A 15,467-nucleotide genomic window follows, 5' to 3' on the forward strand; every position below is an offset into this window, starting at 1 on the left:
AGTGTGTCGTGACACGCCGGTTACTTGTGAACCGTTATCAGCTCCGAAGTGCCGCGTGATCGACGACACCTCGGTGCCCGCTACTGCTTAGTCCGCCGGCGTCACTGTGGTGTCACCCGAATCCCGAAGCAGTTTCGTGGCGAACACCTGCCGTCGGGCGTAGAAAAAGTACACGTAAGGGACCTTCGCCAGCAGGTCGAGAAACGCATAGGTGATGCTGACACCGACGTAGGTCGCGAATCCAAGTCCCTCGGGGCCAGCAAGCCAGACGAGCGGATACGCGATCCACAGCAGCCCGACGTGGTTCTTGAGGAGGCTAAACAGGCCGATACGCTGTGGGTCGTCCGGAACCGAGCGCGGGAAGATGAGGTACAGATAGGCAAATAGCGAGATGTGGAACACTGCCGAGACGCCGAACAGTGCCCATTTCAGTGTCCCGGCGGCGACGACCGCCCCGACGCCTGCAAGTATCATCAGGGCGTCTGCCGCCATGACCCCGAAAATCGCGCGTCGCGACGCGCCGGCAGTATACCCGATAAACCCGACCAGCAGCGGCGTCGTCACCACCCAGTCGAGATATCGGAACCCGACAAGCGTCGTCTCGCCGATGGTTACGGTACCAATACCGAACACCATCGCAACGTACGAGATACCTGCAACCCCGGGTATAAGCGCTAGTGCCGCCAGAATTGGCCGTTCGTCGGACCCCTCAAGCGACGCATAGAGGAACCCGACAATGGCGACACCGACCGCAAAGCCAGCGGCGGTTATCCCGTACACGACTGAAACGGCGTCCATCAGTCGTCACCTCCAATTGACGGCGACCCTACGGCGCGCGTCTGGCTTGCCGCTGTGGTATCTGTGTTAATGGTAAACAGTCGAACTCGAGATTCGAGGTCGTCAACCGCGGTTTCACGGAAGGAATCGAGTGAGTCGGAAATCGACTTGACGACGTCCCGCTGCCGACGGATCTGTGTCGACATTTCTTCCGCAGTCGTCGCTGTCTCCGCGCTTGCTTCGGTGACATCCGCTATCGAGTCGGCCGTCGCTTGAACGGTGTCTGCCTGCTCCGAGGTAGTTTCTCGCATCTCTTCGATGGAGGCTGAGATGTCGTCGACGGCCTCCGCGATTGTCGCAATTTCCGACAGGGCCGATTCGACGGTCTCAGTACCAGTTTCGACTCGCGTCTCCGTCGCCTGTATCGAGTCAGTCACCTCCTCTGTCTGCTCAGATACCTCCGCGATGACCGTTGCTATCTCGTCAGCCCGCGACTGCGTCTCTTCCGCAAGTGACTTGACTTCGTCTGCAACGACGCTGAACCCGTTCCCGTCCGCACCGCTGCCCTGTCCACCAGCGCGAGCGGCCTCTATCGACGCGTTCAGTGCCAGCATATTTGTCTGCTCCGCGATCTCTGAGATGATATCCGCGATGTCCGTTATCTCGGCCATTCGCTGCTGGAGGGTTTCGACCTGTGTGACAGCGTCAGCTGCATCAGCCTGTATCTGGTCCATCTCCGTCAGGGCTGTTTCCGAGGCTGTCCGAGCGTCACTGCTGGCTTCCTCGACCTCACTGCTCCGGTCGGCAAGGTCGTCAATTGTTGCGGCAATTTCCTCTGCTGACGCGCTCACGTCTTGAATATCGACTGCAGCTGATTCGAGTTTTGTCTGCTGGTCGGTTGCTTGCGTCTGGATATCGGCGACCGTTTCGACAGCCGCGTCGACCTCCTGCTGGACTCGCCGACTCGTTTCGGTTATCTCGTCAGTTTCAGTTGTGATACGCTTCGAAACGGCGGTGACCGTCTCGATCGTCTCCTGTAACTCATCCATCATCCTATTGAACGACTGGCCGACGGTCTCCATAGCGTCATACTCAGTGGCCACATCGACACGCTGCGTGAGATCGCCGTCTGCGGCGGCTGCCATGACTGTCCCGTACTCTGTTGCAATGTCCTGGTAGGCTGTGGCGAGTTCCTTGGCTTCCTCCTCAGCAGCCTCTGCCTCTGCCTGTGCCTCGTTTGCGTCAGTCTGTGCCTGTTCGAGGTCTGCCCTCGCGGCCTCCATCTCTGACAGTCGATCGCGCAACGAGACGCGCATCTGCTCGATAGAGTCAGCAAGGTCCCCGAACTCGTCGGTACGCGTCGAGTCGATTTCGATATCGAGGTCTCCGTCTGCCACCCGTTGTGTCTGTGCTGATAACTCGGTGATGCTGGCAACCGTTTCGGCTGCGTTGATCGAGCCAAGCGTCAGTAAACCGGCGATGCCGGCGACGACTGTCGATGCAACATCTTGTGTTACCACCCCGACAGTGATAAGCAGGGTAGCCGTTGCGATGTATCCGACACCGAGCTTGGCCCCATAGCTCTGCTTGACACTAGAAATAGTCACATATGGATAGTAGTCTGCAACTACCTAAATGTAAACTCGGAAGTATCAGTATTGATACTAGGGCGGCTGAGACCTCGGTCAAACTACCGAAATCGCTCCACGTCGACCCGTCCACCGGTGGCTGTCAGCTCGAATCCTGACTGTTTGAGCCAGTCGGCGGCCGCGCCGTCGCTGTGTAGCAGCACCTCAGCGAGGTCGTCCGGTTCGTCGATGTCGGTCGCAAGCCGCCGTGAGTCAACTTCGGTAACGCTGGCTCCCACGTCTCGGGCGGTCTCCCGATGGTCGCGGATAGACGCGCCGTGGTAGTCGACCCTGAACTCCGGATGCCGACAGACGAAGGCGTTCGTCCCACCGCCTAGACCCGGAGCCAGCACCACATCGGCTTCGGGAGCAAGCAGTCGTTCGATGCTTTCCCGGGTCACAAGCGGGAGGTCGGCCATCACGACGGCAAGTGCCCCTTCGTCGTCAGTCACCGTCGACGCGAGCAGGTCGTTGACGAGCGGATCAAGCCCGCGGTCGTCGACGGTGACCGGAACGGCACAGTCGAGGGGCGCTGTCGAGATGACTTCGGGTTCGTGGCCCGCTGATGTCACTGCGTCGACGACGTCTGCAAGCATCGCTTCGGTAAAATCACGGCGCTCGTCGGGAGAAAGAACGGATGCGAGTCGCGTTTTAGGGGTAGACCCCGAGACGGGGACGGCGAGACGCATTACAGCTTGGAGTATTCGTCCTCACTCATCTGGGCGTACGCGTAGTAGCCGCCACCGACCAGCAACAGGAGGACGATGAGTCCGCCACCGACCAGCAGCAGCGTTTGCTGGGTCTGAGCGCTCTGCTGGGCCTGCTGTGCTTGGCTCTCGGCCTGCCCGGCGAGGTCCTGAGCGTTCTGGAAGTTCCCGTTCTCGTATGAGGAGATAGCGCTGCTGACCAGTTCCTCAGCGCCTTCGTTCCCACCGGCCGCGTCGATTGCAGCCTGTGCGTCGTCGATTGCCTGCCTGGCCGCCTGACTCTCTTCGGTGTAGTGGTGGGCGGTGTCGCTGCGGAACTCCTCTTCGTTGTTGCCGCTGACTCGACTGAGCGCGGCGACCTGATAGTTCTGCGCCGGCTCATACGTGTAGTTCGAGATGGCCGGCGTCGTGCCGACAAGTTCGACGCGAACTTGGTCACCGTTATTATCGATCTCCAGATCCTGTTCGAAGGACTGGTCGCCGTAGGTTTCTTGATTCACCTGATTCCCCGCACGCAACACAGTGACCGTCCAGCTAACGTTCTGAAGTTCGGTCGAACCGGCGAGCGTCCACTCGTTCGGTGCGTCGGTGAACGGGTCGTCTATCGTGTACGTCACCGACACCTCTTCGCCGACGGCACTCTCGGTTGGCACCCCGTCGGCAGAGACAGAGAATGCACTCGCTGTGCCGGCGGTCGCGAGCAGTGCGACGACACAGAGGAGTACGGCGGTCTTATTAGAATAGCGGATCAAGTTCATCTTCGTCGTCTTCGACCAAGTCCTCTAAGTTATCTTCGCTTTGGTTACGGATATCGTCGATGTTGTCCTGTGCCTCGATGGCGACCTGCTGGAGTTCCTTGATCCGTGGAACGTTGTGAACGCCAGCCAGCAGGATGGATGCGGCCACTTTCGGGGCGTTAGTCGGATAGTCGCCACCGCGGACCTCCATCGAACCGGTCTGCTCCTCGAGCCACTTCCGGCCGCGTTCTATCCCCTTCCGGTTCAGGTGCTCTGGCGGCCCTGCCATCACGAGCAGGGCACGCTCTGCACCTTCGATCTCACAGGGGAGTGTCAGCCGGCCGAGCGCGGCTTTCCGAACGAGCGACGTGATACGGTTCGTCGTGTTAGCCGTATCCATGCTATCGTCTGACGAGTCGTCGCCCTTGAACCGCGAGAGCAGGCCGCCGCCGCCAGAGGATACCTCGACGTCCTCGGAGGCGTAGCCGACGGTGGACACGCCGCCGCCGTCGAGCGTGTTGATGATCTCGGAGGAGTCGACGACGCTTTCGGCGACGTTATCGCCAGCCTCGATCTCACCAGCCCCGAACAGCACGCCGAAGCGCCGGACGATCTCCTCGTTGATGTGGTCGTAGCCGCCTTCGACGGACTCGCCAGTCTGTCGCCAGGCGTCGTTGTCGAACACCATCAGGTTGTCCACCTCGCGCACGAACGTCTGGAACGAGCGGGCGGCGTTGAGGGTATAGATGCCACCCTCGTCACTGCCCGGCAGGACGCCCAGGCCGTACACCGGTTCGGTGTAGATGCGCTTGAGGTGTTTTGCGACGACCGGCGACCCGCCCGATCCGGTCCCGCCGCCGAGACCGGCGACGATGAGGAAGGCGTCGACTTCGTGGACAGGGATGTTGTCAATCGCACCCTGCACCTCGTCGATATCCTCTTCGGCGATTTCCGCGCCGAGTTCGTTGTCCGCGCCCACGCCGTGGCCCTTGACGCGGGCCTGGCCAATGAGCACTCGATTCTCTTCCGGAATGTGTTCTAGCCCAAGCAGGTCTGCTTTTGCTGTATTAACCGCAACAGCCGAGCGGACGATTCCCGAGCCGGTTTCCTTGTCGTACTCGAGAAATTTGTCCACAATTTTGCCACCGGCCTGCCCGAAGCCGATCATCGCCAGTTTCATTATATGGTTCTCCGCTTAAAGGGTCAAAGAGCGATGGCGAGTATAAGTGTTTTGCCCGGCTCTCAGTCCTGAAAGCCACGCTTGAAAACAAATCTATTCTGACACAAACCCCTATAGGTGGAGGCTACTACCAGTGATTATCCGCGGAGGTATCCGCTGAGTGTCGTTAAAGAGCCACTACTGACGCCGAACGCGTCGATATCGTTTGTTGCCGGACTGTTATCGAATTTGAGCGAACGGTACTGGTCAGCGCCCATCGGGAAGCCAACGCTTCCCAAGACAGAGAGGCCGACCTTCGCGAGCGGCATCGGAAGGGGAACGATGCTTACCGACGACCCCTCTGCATCGTACACCTGATTGGTCACGTCTCTGAGTGTCAGTACTTCCGGCCCACCGATCTCGTAGGCCTCGCCGACGTGTTCCTCGGATTCGATGCTGTCGACGAGCATCGGCACGAGGTCACCGACCCAGATGGGCTGGAACTTTGTCTGACTACCGCCGCCGGGAAGCGGATACAGCGGGACACCCGGCGCGAACATCCCTTTGAGGCGCTTCGTGAAGGAGACGAACTCCCCGCCCTTGCCGAAGACGACTGATGGTCGGAAGATGGTCCAGTCCAGCGAGGACCCCGTAACGACTTGCTCGGCCTGTCCTTTCGACCGGATGTAATGCGTGTCGCCATTAGGGTCTGCACCCAGTGCGCTCAGCTGGACGAATCGGTTGACGCCGTGCTCTTCTGCGGCCTGTACGCTGTTTTCGGTCCCGCCGAGATGGATACGTTCGTGCATCTTATCGCCGCCATCCGGCTTGAACAGGGGCGACAGTGCGACCAGATAATACACCGCGTCCTGACCCTCGAACGCGCTCTCGATGCTACCGTAGTCTGTGACATCTCCGGCGACGGTTTCGACACCGTCTGGGAGTGTCGCGTCCTCCGGAGACCGGGACAGCGCAGTGACAGCGTGTCCCTGTTCGTCAAGCGCACGGCACAGGTGCTGTCCAATAAATCCGGTCCCGCCAACGACAAGTACATCCATGGATTCCGATACGGTCGGTAGAACCGTAAAGGTGGGCGTATTTCTTTGCCCGACCGGCCCGCAGTCCGGTCACTTGTGTCAGTCTACGGATGCACCGACCAGGTCGGGGCGCTTACGTCCCCCCACACAGATTGTGAGGTATGCTCGTCACGCTCGAAGGACTGGACGGGAGCGGCAAGACGACCGTGTGGGAACGGCTCCGGAGCGACGACGCTGTCCCCAGCGAAACTGTGTTCACGCGCGAACCGACGGATACCTGGTACGGAGACGCCGTCCAGCGCTCCATCGACAACGACGACGCGGACTCGCTGGCCGAACTGTTCCTCTATACGGCAGACCACGCCGCACACCTCTCGGAGACGGTCCGACCGGCACTCAACGAGGGTCGGCTCGTCGTCTCCGACCGCTACAGTGACTCGCGGTACGCCTATCAGGGTGCGACACTCGCAGGTAGTGGGACGTTCGACGACCCGCTATCGTACGTCCGAGAAGTCCATGCCCCCTGGACCCGCCCGCCGGACCGGACCGTGTATCTCGACCTCGATCCCGAAACCGCCGCACGGCGAAGCGGCGCGACGAACAAGTTTGAGACCGCCGAGTATCTCACAACGGTTCGTGACAACTACGAGCGACTTATCGAAGCCGACCCGGAGCGGTTCGTTCGCGTCGACGCAACCGCCGACCCAGACACGGTGTACGAACGGGTCCGGGCAGCGATTCTCGATTAATCCATCGACGCCGGCAGTTCGACCTCGTCGGGGGCTGGCATCCAGAAGTAATCGAACGTAATCCCGGTAGCGAGTGGAATAACGACAGTCACGAGGAGGACAGCCGTCTGGCTCCCGAGATTTGCACCGAGTTTGAACACTCCGCTCAATACGATGAGAATGACGACCATGACTACCGGACAGAGGAGCAGCGAGTAAACGAGGCTCCCCCACCGCGTGTTCAAGCGGACGCGGAAAAAGCGCGTCATGAGCGCCGTCACAGCACTGTTGACCAGCACGATGACGAGCAGGCCGATAATACCGGCGACACTGACCATGTTCCCCGTAGGGTGGCAAGTCCCTTTGCCGTGTCGGAACAACGCGGGGCGCTCACTCCAAACAGATGTACGTGCGCGTGTCGGCGACGCCGTCGAGGTCTCGGACGTGACCCGAGACCGACTGCATGATATCATACACTTCCGTACCCGTCGCTTCGCCGATGATATCGTACTGCCCGGCGACGATATGTGCCTCGGTGATGCCCTCGGCGTCACGAACTGCCGCAAGGAGTTCTTCGGATTTGCCAGCAGCGGTCTTGATCATAATAAACGCGCTAACCATATTGTGGTGTGTCGTGTCATAGCACGAAAAAGCTTCCGTCAGTCGACAACAATAGCCTTGTTGTTTGATATCGTGGTCAAGGCGTCCGGTGGTTCCACCGGGTGGGTACTTTTATTCACCCCCGCCCCATAGGAGGGTGTATGCGATTCGTTATCGTGGGTGCAGGTCGTGTCGGATTGCGGACGGCTCGCGTCCTGCAAGAGAGTGGCCACGAAGTTGTCCTCATCGAGCGCGATGAGAACGCCGTCGAACGCGCGCGAACGGCTGGTTTCGAGGTAATTGCGGGCGACGGCGCTATCGAGGAGACGCTCGGCAACGCCGACCTCGAAGCTGCCGACGCGCTCGGCGCGCTCACCGGCGACCTGAACGACAATTTCGTTGCCTGTATGATCGCCAAGGAACACGGCTGTCGAACCGTTATGCGTATCGACGAGGACTACCGCGAGGAGATCTACCGACGCTACGCCTCCGACGTTGACGAGGTCATCTACCCCGAACGGCTGGGTGCTATCGCCGCAAAGAACGCGCTGCTTGGCGGCAACATCCGCGCGGTCGCCGACATCGCACAGAACCTCCAGCTCGTGGAGTTTACTATTCAGAGACAATCGCCGATGGAAGGGTACTCGCTGTCGGAGCTGGAGCTGCCATCGGATTCCCGGCTAATGGCGCACGGGAAAGGCGAGGACCCGCTCGCCATTCCCGACCCGGACGAAACGCTGGAGGCCGGCGACCGGGTCGTGATACTGGCCGACTTCGGGACGCTCTCTGACGTTCGTAGTATCGTTGTCGGTGAATCAGAACGCGCGACTGCGCTTGGAGGTGCCTGAACATGGTCATTGCCTACGTGATGGTCAAAGCCCACACTGGTGACGCGGACCGTCTGAAGGATGACATCGAAGCCGTTGACGGCGTTGTCGAGGCCCACATCGTCGCTGGTGACGTCGACTTTATCGCAAAAGTGAACGTGGAGACGCCCGCCGAAGTCAAGGATGTCGCAGCGACACACATCCAGGAAATCCAGGGTGTCGAAACGACACAGACCTATATCGCGATGGACTGAGGCTGGCTGTTACCCTGTTTCCGTGCTCGACATGTACAACTACAGTGGTGTCCCGCCGCGAGACCCCTCGCTCCCGCCGGTACTCGCCGAATTGAGCAGGTCAGCCACGACGCCGACATAGTCGTAGCCGGGAATGACGCCCTCGACGTACGTCCCCTCGACGTACTCGACGAAGGTTTTGGCGACGTCCGCGGCCTGCCGTTCGCCACCCATTGTGTACTGGAACGTGACCACGACCTGCTCGCCGGCCTCAACGACGCTGTAATCGTCCAGCTCGACAGCGGTTCGGGTCGCTTTCGGCGCGTCCTCAAGCCGTCGCTCCAGCGTCTCAAGCCAGCCATCGACGACGGCGTCACCAACCTCATCGCTTGTCGCGGCCTGTAGCGACGGCGCTCTGACCGTCACCTCGTAGTTTGTCCGCCACTCTTCGCCCTCAGACGCGGTCACGCGGCCGTCGAAGTTCGTCGTCTCGACCGCGTAGCTATCTCCAGCCGAGACGAGTGCATCGTGTCGGTCGAACGCTTCGGCAACGTCATCTGGCACATCAGTCATTACGCCGGTATAGGCCACAGAGGTGCAAAAACGCGTCGTGTCCGGACACTCTCCGGTCGAATCGCCTGTCACTGCCGTACCCGAAGCCCTAACCCACACAGGCTGTGCCACATCTGGGCCAAGTCGGACTGTCGAGTGTGTCACAGACGAGCGGTCAGGGTTGTCTCTTGTGGACTACTGTGGCAAATATCGCTCCTCATGTCCACTCGTCGCAGAATGCGAGGGATGGGATTCGAACCCACGGACCCCTACGGGAGCGGGTCTTAAGCCCACCGCCTTTGGCCAAGCTCGGCTACCCTCGCGCAGATTGAACTCTGCGGGGGCTAGTGAATGGTCCTTTCGGTCTCGGGCTGCGAGATGCCTTATCGTGTCCCACCGCCGTCACGTCGGCGACACTGGATACGGACCGTGACACATCGACGTGGCTGTCACTCTCTCCGATGCCGATACCTACTCGTCGACAGGGAGCCTGTCTGTTGGGAGGAACTTCGTCCGGTCCGCGTGGTTGAACGTTGCGACCGGGGTCCCGTCCAGTTTTCTGAGCATCGTCTGGAACGTCGCGCCGTCGTTCGCAGCGGTAACCGTGTTCCCGGCATCCTGGAGCTTGTACGCGCCAGCGATGAACAACGAGGCGGCGTCTGGGTCGAAGTACTCGACAGCCAGAAATACCTGTTCTCCGACCGTCCGCCGATACACGTCATACGCTTCGAGGGGGTTCGATTCGACTAGCCGCGTCACGTCTTCGGCCTTGTTGCCCGGAATGACGAACACGAGTTCGAGCCCGTCACCGTCGTCGACTGTCTGCAGGCCCGCATCCCCGGCCGGGACGACGACGGCCTCGCGGCCGTTAGACCGCCGCTGGTCTGCCAGTGCCTGTGTCTCTTCTAGCGTCTGTTTCCACGATGCCTTGCGCTCGTCCGAACCAGCGGCAAGCCGTTCGAGGTCGTCCGTCCCCTCGCCACCTGTCTTAACCATATCCAGTCGTTACGCCCGTGGGAGGTAAATGGTGGTGTCACCGGACGCCGAAGACGACTTCCATGCTCAGAGAGAGCCCGAGGACGAACAGGCTCGCAACAAAGAGTTTCACTGGCGGCGAGAATCGGTCTTCGGGTGGGGCGAGCGTATCGAGGGGTGGCACGGCACGAGCCAGCACCGACTCGAACGGCGTCCGCTCCCGCGCTGACACGCCAAACGACACGTCTGATTCATCGGACTCATCGGAATCGAGAGATGGCGCACGCCACAGTGTGACCGAGGCGTAGCCAAACAGCGCGAAGCCGATAAAAAACAGTGCGAATTTCACTGTCACCCAGCCACCGCCACGGAGCGGCGAGAGCACGCCACCGATAAGCGTCGCTGTGAGCGTTACGCCGAGGGCGTACCACAGCAGATCGAGTATCTTTCCCGCCAGGTTATCCATCGTGCGTGTCGTAGCCACGTTGGCGGAGTTCGTCGCCAGGGGAGACGTGCTCCTGTGCGTGGCGGTGACAGAAGCTCATCCGTCCATCGTCGACATCGTAGTACTGCGGCGTTTCGGTGTCACACTGACTGCCGAACACTTCTCTGAGGTAGGCACGAGCGGCGTCGGGGTCGCCATCACTGAGATACGACGCCGCCTGCTCGACGTGCTCCTGTACGTCCGGCGGAAGGGTCACGTCGCTGAACTCCTCTTCGACGATTTCCTCACTGTCGGCCAGTGCGGTGTCGAACCCGAGTCGTTCCTTGAGCCGCTCACCGATCGACTGTTCCGCGCGCGACCGCTCGCGAATGACATCACGGAACTCTCGAATCCGGTCCCACACTGCGTCGCTGGCTTCGATGTCTTCCGGGCGGATCCGGACGGGACACCGCGTTGCGAAGGGACACCCCTGCGGCGGATCCCGTGGACTCGGTGGTGAGCCCGGCAGGGTGATCCGATCCACCTGAACCGTCGGATCCGGTTCTGGAATCGCCGACAGCAATGCGCGCGTGTAGGGGTTTTCTGGGCTCTGGAACAACTGTTCCGTCGGCCCGACTTCCATGAGGTTCCCGAGATACATCACCCCGACGCGGTCACAGATGTGCCGGACCACGCTCAGGTCGTGCGCGATGAAGAGGTACGTGAGACCGAACTCCTCTTGGAGCTCCTCCAGCAGATTGAGTATCTGGGCCTGAACGGACACGTCGAGTGCCGAAACGGGTTCGTCGAGGACGACGAACTCCGGTTCGAGTGCGAGTGCGCGAGCAATGCCGATGCGCTGTCGCTGCCCGCCGGAGAACTGGTGGGGATATCGGTAGTAGTGCTCCGGCATGAGCCCGACCTGATCGAGCAGTGTCCGCACTTTCTCCCGACGCTCGCGGGCCGTGCCCTGTTCGTGAACGTCCAGCGGTTCGCGGATAATCTCGCCGACAGTCATCCGGTCGTTGAGGCTCGACTCGGGGTCCTGAAACACCATCTGGGCGTTGCGGCGCCACTGCTTGAGGTCGCCGCCGCTGAGCTCGGTTATATCGGTTCCATCGAAGGAGACCGTCCCAGACGTAGCCGTCTCCAACTGGATGAGCGTCCGACCCAGAGTTGTCTTGCCACAGCCGGATTCACCGACTAGCCCGAATGTTTCGCCGCGTGAGATTTCGAAGTTCACGCCGTCGACGGCTTTCACCGGGTCTCCCCCGAGCAGTCCACCGCCTTCGTAGTACGTCTTCAGGTCCTGTACATCGAGCAACGTCTCGTCGGCTTGGTGCGACACGGTATCGACGACTGATTCACTCATCTGGGTCACCTCCCTCACTGTGTCCGCCGGTGTCCCCGGCACTGTGGCCGTGGCCACCATCAGCCCGGGCATCGCTGTCGTCGGACCCGACCGGACTGGTATCCTCTCCGGCGTTTCGCTTCGCAGCCGGCCAGTCGTCTGCCGACAGCGCTTCGTCTGCCTCGGCACCTGTCTGGTCTGCGTTCGCTTCGTGCTGTGTCACAGTGTCGTCGGTAGGCATATCTTCGGGGTACAGGAGACAGGCGGCGGTGTGGTCTGCTGAGTCGCCGACCTCGACGTGGGCGGGATGGACCCGCTCACACTCGTCGAAGCCCTTCGGGCACCGGCTGACGAATCGGCAGAACGACGCCGATTCGTGCGGCGTCGGCACGTCCCCTTCGATAGTGGGCAGCCGATCCGTACTGGGGTTCCGGCCGGGAATACTCTGCAGAAGTCCCTGCGTGTATGGATGGTGTGGGTTTGCGAACAGTTCCTTGACGGGTGCTTGCTCAACGACTTCGCCGGCGTACATCACGGCGACGCGGTCAGCAACTTCCGCGATGACGCCCATGTCGTGCGTAATGAACATGATGCCGATGTCACGCTCCGTCTGAATCTCCTGCAACAGGTCCAGAATCTGGGCCTGAATAGTGACATCGAGCGCTGTCGTCGGCTCATCACAGATGAGCAGGTCAGGGTCACAGGCCAGTGCCATCGCGATGACGGCTCGCTGGCGCATCCCGCCGGAGAACTCGTGTGGGAACTCATCGACACGCCGCGCCGCGTCGGGGATGCCGACTGCACGCAGCAGTTCGATGGCTTCCGACTTGGCTTCGGCACCTTCCATATCGCGGTGGAGCTCTAGCGCCTCGATGATCTGGTTCCCGACAGTGTACACCGGGTTGAGTGAGCTCAGCGGGTCCTGAAACACCATCGCGATGTCCCCGCCACGAACTGACCGGTACTCCTTCTCTGAAAGCGCCGTCAACTCTCTCCCGTCTAATCGTATGGACGACTCCTCGCGGATTTCGCCCGGACTTTCGACCAGTCCCATTATCGAGCGCGCGGTGACACTCTTGCCGGAGCCGGATTCGCCGACAATACCGAGTGTCTCGCCGCGAGCAATTTCGAAGGACACCCCGTCGACAGCGCGGATCTCCTCTCGGTCGCTGTGGAACACTGTCCGGAGGTTGTCTACGGCCAGCAGTGGCTCGCCGTCTTCGGTGTGGCTCATCCGCCACCACCCCCGGCGGCCGCGCCAGTTGCACCGCCTTCAGCACCCTCGCTCTGTGGGTCGATAGCGTCACGAATCCCATCACTCAGTGCGTTGAACCCGGTAACGACCAGCGTAATCAGGATACCCGGAATGAGCGAGATGTGCCAGGACTGACTGGCGATGTACGACTGTCCAATGTTGATCGCCCGCCCCCACTCAGGAGTCGGGGCGGTAATCCCGAGTCCGAGGAACGAGAGGGCAGAGACGGAAATAATGACCCCGCCCAGTGTTAGCGAGGCATAAACCAAGAGATAGCCGAGGATATACGGTGCCATATGTTTCCGCATGATCACAGTGGGTCGCTGGCCGTAACTCTTTGCCGCGTCGACCCACTCCTGTTCCCCGACCTGTAACGCAGGGCCACGCACCGCTCGCCATAGCCCCGGCCAGCGTATTAACGCGAACAGGAGGATGAACAGCATCGCCCCGTTGTACAGCTCTGCTATCCAGTGATTCTTGAACACCACTGTCGCAAGAATCACCAGCAACAATGCTGGCATTGCCTGCACGGAGTCACTGGTCAGTACCACGATGAGGTCAGTCACCCCCTTGTAGTAGGCGGTAACTAATGCCAGCGTCGTCGCAATAAAGCCTGCAATCGCCATCGATCCGAGGCCGATGAACAGCGACACCCGTGCACCAAAGGCGAGGAAGGTGAACAGGTCCTTGCCGCTGACGAGCGTTCCGACGGGATGGAACCGCCCGAAGTCGTCGTAACTCCAGATTCCGACGTTGCTGTCACCGCTCCCGCGGGAAGCGGAACCGAGATTCGCCTCGCCGATCGTAATTGTTTCGACTGTTTCCGTGTCCGCGTCGTAGTACTGCATATCGTGGGAGTACGGTCCCTCGATATTCTCTTCGGCCGTCGTTGGGCCGACAACGGGCGCGAACGCGGCCATCGTGATGAAGAAGACGACGACCGCAAGTCCGAACAGGCCCCAGTAGTGGCTTCGGAGTCGGTCGATGACGTCGTCAGTCGGCGTCCAGTCAGCGGCGCGATAGTGCCGGCGGAACGTCACATACCCGTACCACAGCCAGCCCAGCAAGACTGCAACGTATACGTACACCAGCAGGAAGCGAATGAGCCATGCGTACTTCGGCTCAAGGCCGAGGAACGTGCCTTGCCAGGCGCTCCCGTCGTAGTATCCTCGGTTGGGTATCAGTTCGCGGCTCAGCAGGTGCGGCAGTTCGCTGAAGAACGCCGACGCACTGGCGAACGCCTCGGCACCGGGCGCGCCCGGAAGTAGCCCGAGTCCGAAGCCAATCGCGCCGAGCAGCCCATCGAGGTACGTCGGTCCCTCAAGCAACAACAGGAGACAGAGCCCGGCCCCCCACAGCAGTGCCGGCCTGGGGTGGGCCTTGAGTCGGTCCCGCAACGGTTGATCGATGTCTTCGGTGAGTTCTGTCTCCATCATGCGTCGTACCCCACGCGTGGGTCGATAATTGTGTACGCGAAGTCCTGTACGATATTCAGCCCGACGATAAGGAGGATAAACAGATACATCAGTGTTCCAACAAGCGGGAGGTCACCCTGCTCTGCCGCCCGGAAGAACAGAAGACCGATACCGTTAATCGAGAAGACAGTTTCGACGAGTACTGACCCGCCAATCAGGATGAACGCTTCCGCAGTGATCACCGGCACGAGCGGAATCAGGGCGTTTCGGAAGATGTGCTTCCACACCAGTACTCGCGGTGAGACGCCTTTGGCCTTGGCCGTTTCGACGTACTTCGAGTTGATCGTTTCGAGCACGGCAGTTCGGCCGATACGCATCTCTGTCCCCATCGACGCGGACCCGAGCACCAGTGCGGGCGGCAGTATCTGCTTTGTCGCTTTCGCGAGGTTGGTCCATGCCTGTCCCGGGTCAGTTATCAATCTCGTGGGATTCTTGAGCACGGCGAGGTTCGGCGAGGTCACGACGTTCGTCTCCACGATGAAGCTGGTCCAGCTGAACCCGAACAGCTGTTCCGACTGCGAGAGCACCGTCACCAGAATGACCGCGAGCCAGAAGTTCGGCATCGCTCGCCAGACAATCCCACCGAAGGAGGCGAAGTAATCCGAGAACGTATTCGGATTCAGGCCGGCGTAGAAGCCAAGCGGAATGCCGATTCCAAGGGCGATCAGGACCGCCCAGAATCCGAGCCAGATCGTCCGCGGTGCGTAGCTAATGATGAGGTCGATGGCCGGCGTCCCGGAGTTGACCACCCACGACTGGCCCAGATCGAACAAGAACAGGTCACTCATAAACTCGAAGTACTGTTCCCAGAGCGGTTCGTTCAGTCCCAATCGTTGCTCGATCTGTCGAATCGCGCGCGCATCGCCTTGCGGCCCGAGGATCGCCGCTGCGGGGCTGAGCGGCCCCAGTCGAATGATTGCAAACGTTACTGTCGTCCCGAAAATGATAACAGGGATTGACAGTACCAAGCGCTTGAGCATATACGTAGCGCGGCTCATGGCT

18 protein-coding genes and 1 tRNA gene are annotated in these 15,467 nt (G+C 60.6%); 3 read left to right on the forward strand and 16 right to left on the reverse strand.

What is annotated here, in order from left to right; translation table 11 throughout:
- Positions 1–87: 87 nt before the first annotated feature.
- The 6 genes from sop1 to RR_RS18590 all read right to left on the reverse strand — a co-directional run bounded on the left by sop1 (position 88) and on the right by RR_RS18590 (position 6,066).
- Positions 88–798, reverse strand: a complete 711-nt coding sequence (sop1, locus tag RR_RS18565) for a sensory rhodopsin I (RefSeq protein ID WP_004964156.1) — start codon at positions 796–798, stop codon at positions 88–90.
- Positions 798–2,384 (reverse strand): sensory rhodopsin I transducer Htr1, encoded by a 1,587-nt coding sequence (gene htr1 / locus RR_RS18570; protein ID WP_049939098.1) that lies wholly within the window; start codon positions 2,382–2,384, stop codon positions 798–800. The genes sop1 and htr1 overlap by 1 nt, the downstream gene beginning before the upstream one ends.
- 83 nt (positions 2,385–2,467) lie before the next feature.
- Positions 2,468–3,094 (reverse strand): 2-phospho-L-lactate guanylyltransferase, encoded by a 627-nt coding sequence (gene cofC, locus RR_RS18575; RefSeq protein ID WP_011224716.1) that lies wholly within the window; start codon positions 3,092–3,094, stop codon positions 2,468–2,470.
- Positions 3,094–3,870 carry a hypothetical protein gene (locus RR_RS18580; protein ID WP_004964147.1) on the reverse strand — a complete coding sequence of 259 codons (777 nt, stop codon included), beginning with the start codon at positions 3,868–3,870 and terminating at the stop codon, positions 3,094–3,096. Before RR_RS18580 ends, cofC begins: the two co-directional genes overlap by 1 nt.
- Positions 3,848–5,029 (reverse strand): tubulin/FtsZ family protein, encoded by a 1,182-nt coding sequence (locus tag RR_RS18585; protein WP_004593875.1) that lies wholly within the window; start codon positions 5,027–5,029, stop codon positions 3,848–3,850. Before RR_RS18585 ends, RR_RS18580 begins: the two co-directional genes overlap by 23 nt.
- A 137-nt stretch (positions 5,030–5,166) precedes the next feature.
- Positions 5,167–6,066, reverse strand: coding sequence for a complex I NDUFA9 subunit family protein (locus RR_RS18590; protein WP_011224717.1), 900 nt, complete (start codon positions 6,064–6,066; stop codon positions 5,167–5,169).
- Between the two features lie 140 nt (positions 6,067–6,206).
- Between RR_RS18590 and tmk the strand changes: the two genes are divergently transcribed.
- Positions 6,207–6,794, forward strand: coding sequence for a dTMP kinase (gene tmk / locus RR_RS18595; RefSeq protein WP_011224718.1), 588 nt, complete (start codon positions 6,207–6,209; stop codon positions 6,792–6,794).
- Here the strand turns inward: tmk and RR_RS18600 are convergent.
- Both RR_RS18600 and RR_RS18605 read right to left on the reverse strand, forming a co-directional pair.
- A complete protein-coding gene (locus RR_RS18600) occupies positions 6,791–7,111 on the reverse strand; it encodes a hypothetical protein (RefSeq protein ID WP_004964136.1) in 321 nt (106 codons plus the stop codon). The genes tmk and RR_RS18600 overlap by 4 nt on opposite strands.
- Before the next feature lie 52 nt (positions 7,112–7,163).
- Complete coding sequence (locus tag RR_RS18605; protein WP_004964133.1) at positions 7,164–7,394, reverse strand: Lrp/AsnC ligand binding domain-containing protein; 231 nt, start codon at positions 7,392–7,394, stop codon at positions 7,164–7,166.
- Between the two features lie 140 nt (positions 7,395–7,534).
- On the opposite strand from RR_RS18605, the gene RR_RS18610 reads away from it, so the two are divergent.
- Entirely contained in the window at positions 7,535–8,221 is a 687-nt protein-coding gene (locus RR_RS18610) for a potassium channel family protein (protein WP_004964130.1), read from the forward strand.
- Between the two features lie 2 nt (positions 8,222–8,223).
- A complete protein-coding gene (locus RR_RS18615) occupies positions 8,224–8,454 on the forward strand; it encodes an Lrp/AsnC family transcriptional regulator (RefSeq protein WP_004593869.1) in 231 nt (76 codons plus the stop codon).
- A gap of 39 nt (positions 8,455–8,493) precedes the next feature.
- Here the strand turns inward: RR_RS18615 and RR_RS18620 are convergent, their stop codons facing one another.
- The 8 genes from RR_RS18620 to RR_RS18655 all read right to left on the reverse strand — a co-directional run bounded on the left by RR_RS18620 (position 8,494) and on the right by RR_RS18655 (position 15,463).
- Complete coding sequence (locus RR_RS18620) at positions 8,494–9,006, reverse strand: DUF5813 family protein (protein WP_011224719.1); 513 nt, start codon at positions 9,004–9,006, stop codon at positions 8,494–8,496.
- 217 nt (positions 9,007–9,223) lie between these two features.
- Positions 9,224–9,308, reverse strand: a tRNA-Leu gene (locus tag RR_RS18625).
- Between the two features lie 148 nt (positions 9,309–9,456).
- Entirely contained in the window at positions 9,457–9,981 is a 525-nt protein-coding gene (locus RR_RS18630) for a DUF7529 family protein (RefSeq protein WP_011224720.1), read from the reverse strand.
- A gap of 37 nt (positions 9,982–10,018) precedes the next feature.
- Positions 10,019–10,426: a DUF7555 family protein gene (locus RR_RS18635; RefSeq protein ID WP_011224721.1), complete on the reverse strand. Its 408-nt coding sequence runs from the start codon at positions 10,424–10,426 to the stop codon at positions 10,019–10,021.
- Positions 10,419–11,756, reverse strand: a complete 1,338-nt coding sequence (locus RR_RS18640) for an ABC transporter ATP-binding protein (RefSeq protein WP_049939099.1) — start codon at positions 11,754–11,756, stop codon at positions 10,419–10,421. Before RR_RS18640 ends, RR_RS18635 begins: the two co-directional genes overlap by 8 nt.
- On the reverse strand, positions 11,749–12,969 hold the full coding sequence (locus RR_RS18645) for an ABC transporter ATP-binding protein (protein WP_011224723.1): 1,221 nt from the start codon (positions 12,967–12,969) through the stop codon (positions 11,749–11,751). Before RR_RS18645 ends, RR_RS18640 begins: the two co-directional genes overlap by 8 nt.
- The gene (locus tag RR_RS18650; RefSeq protein WP_079891014.1) at positions 12,966–14,423 is read right to left on the reverse strand and encodes an ABC transporter permease; all 1,458 of its coding nucleotides are present in this window, start codon (positions 14,421–14,423) and stop codon (positions 12,966–12,968) included. The genes RR_RS18645 and RR_RS18650 overlap by 4 nt, the downstream gene beginning before the upstream one ends.
- Positions 14,423–15,463, reverse strand: a complete 1,041-nt coding sequence (locus RR_RS18655) for an ABC transporter permease (RefSeq protein WP_011224725.1) — start codon at positions 15,461–15,463, stop codon at positions 14,423–14,425. The genes RR_RS18650 and RR_RS18655 overlap by 1 nt, the downstream gene beginning before the upstream one ends.
- Positions 15,464–15,467: the final 4 nt, after the last annotated feature.

It is taken from the genome of Haloarcula marismortui ATCC 43049, from assembly GCF_000011085.1.
Taxonomy (GTDB): domain Archaea; phylum Halobacteriota; class Halobacteria; order Halobacteriales; family Haloarculaceae; genus Haloarcula; species Haloarcula marismortui.

Bases quoted from the DNA above. Each gene is read 5' to 3' on its own strand.
- sop1 (WP_004964156.1), bottom strand. From the start codon at position 798: ATGGACGCCGTTTCAGTCGTGTACGGGATAACCGCCGCTGGCTTTGCG.
- cofC (WP_011224716.1), bottom strand. From the start codon at position 3,094: ATGCGTCTCGCCGTCCCCGTCTCGGGGTCTACCCCTAAAACGCGACTC.
- RR_RS18580 (WP_004964147.1), bottom strand. From the start codon at position 3,870: ATGAACTTGATCCGCTATTCTAATAAGACCGCCGTACTCCTCTGTGTC.
- RR_RS18585 (WP_004593875.1), bottom strand. From the start codon at position 5,029: ATGAAACTGGCGATGATCGGCTTCGGGCAGGCCGGTGGCAAAATTGTG.
- RR_RS18590 (WP_011224717.1), bottom strand. From the start codon at position 6,066: ATGGATGTACTTGTCGTTGGCGGGACCGGATTTATTGGACAGCACCTG.
- tmk (WP_011224718.1), top strand. From the start codon at position 6,207: ATGCTCGTCACGCTCGAAGGACTGGACGGGAGCGGCAAGACGACCGTG.
- RR_RS18600 (WP_004964136.1), bottom strand. From the start codon at position 7,111: ATGGTCAGTGTCGCCGGTATTATCGGCCTGCTCGTCATCGTGCTGGTC.
- RR_RS18605 (WP_004964133.1), bottom strand. From the start codon at position 7,394: ATGGTTAGCGCGTTTATTATGATCAAGACCGCTGCTGGCAAATCCGAA.
- RR_RS18610 (WP_004964130.1), top strand. From the start codon at position 7,535: ATGCGATTCGTTATCGTGGGTGCAGGTCGTGTCGGATTGCGGACGGCT.
- RR_RS18615 (WP_004593869.1), top strand. From the start codon at position 8,224: ATGGTCATTGCCTACGTGATGGTCAAAGCCCACACTGGTGACGCGGAC.
- RR_RS18620 (WP_011224719.1), bottom strand. From the start codon at position 9,006: ATGACTGATGTGCCAGATGACGTTGCCGAAGCGTTCGACCGACACGAT.
- RR_RS18630 (WP_011224720.1), bottom strand. From the start codon at position 9,981: ATGGTTAAGACAGGTGGCGAGGGGACGGACGACCTCGAACGGCTTGCC.
- RR_RS18635 (WP_011224721.1), bottom strand. From the start codon at position 10,426: ATGGATAACCTGGCGGGAAAGATACTCGATCTGCTGTGGTACGCCCTC.
- RR_RS18640 (WP_049939099.1), bottom strand. From the start codon at position 11,756: ATGAGTGAATCAGTCGTCGATACCGTGTCGCACCAAGCCGACGAGACG.
- RR_RS18645 (WP_011224723.1), bottom strand. From the start codon at position 12,969: ATGAGCCACACCGAAGACGGCGAGCCACTGCTGGCCGTAGACAACCTC.
- RR_RS18650 (WP_079891014.1), bottom strand. From the start codon at position 14,423: ATGGAGACAGAACTCACCGAAGACATCGATCAACCGTTGCGGGACCGA.
- RR_RS18655 (WP_011224725.1), bottom strand. From the start codon at position 15,463: ATGAGCCGCGCTACGTATATGCTCAAGCGCTTGGTACTGTCAATCCCT.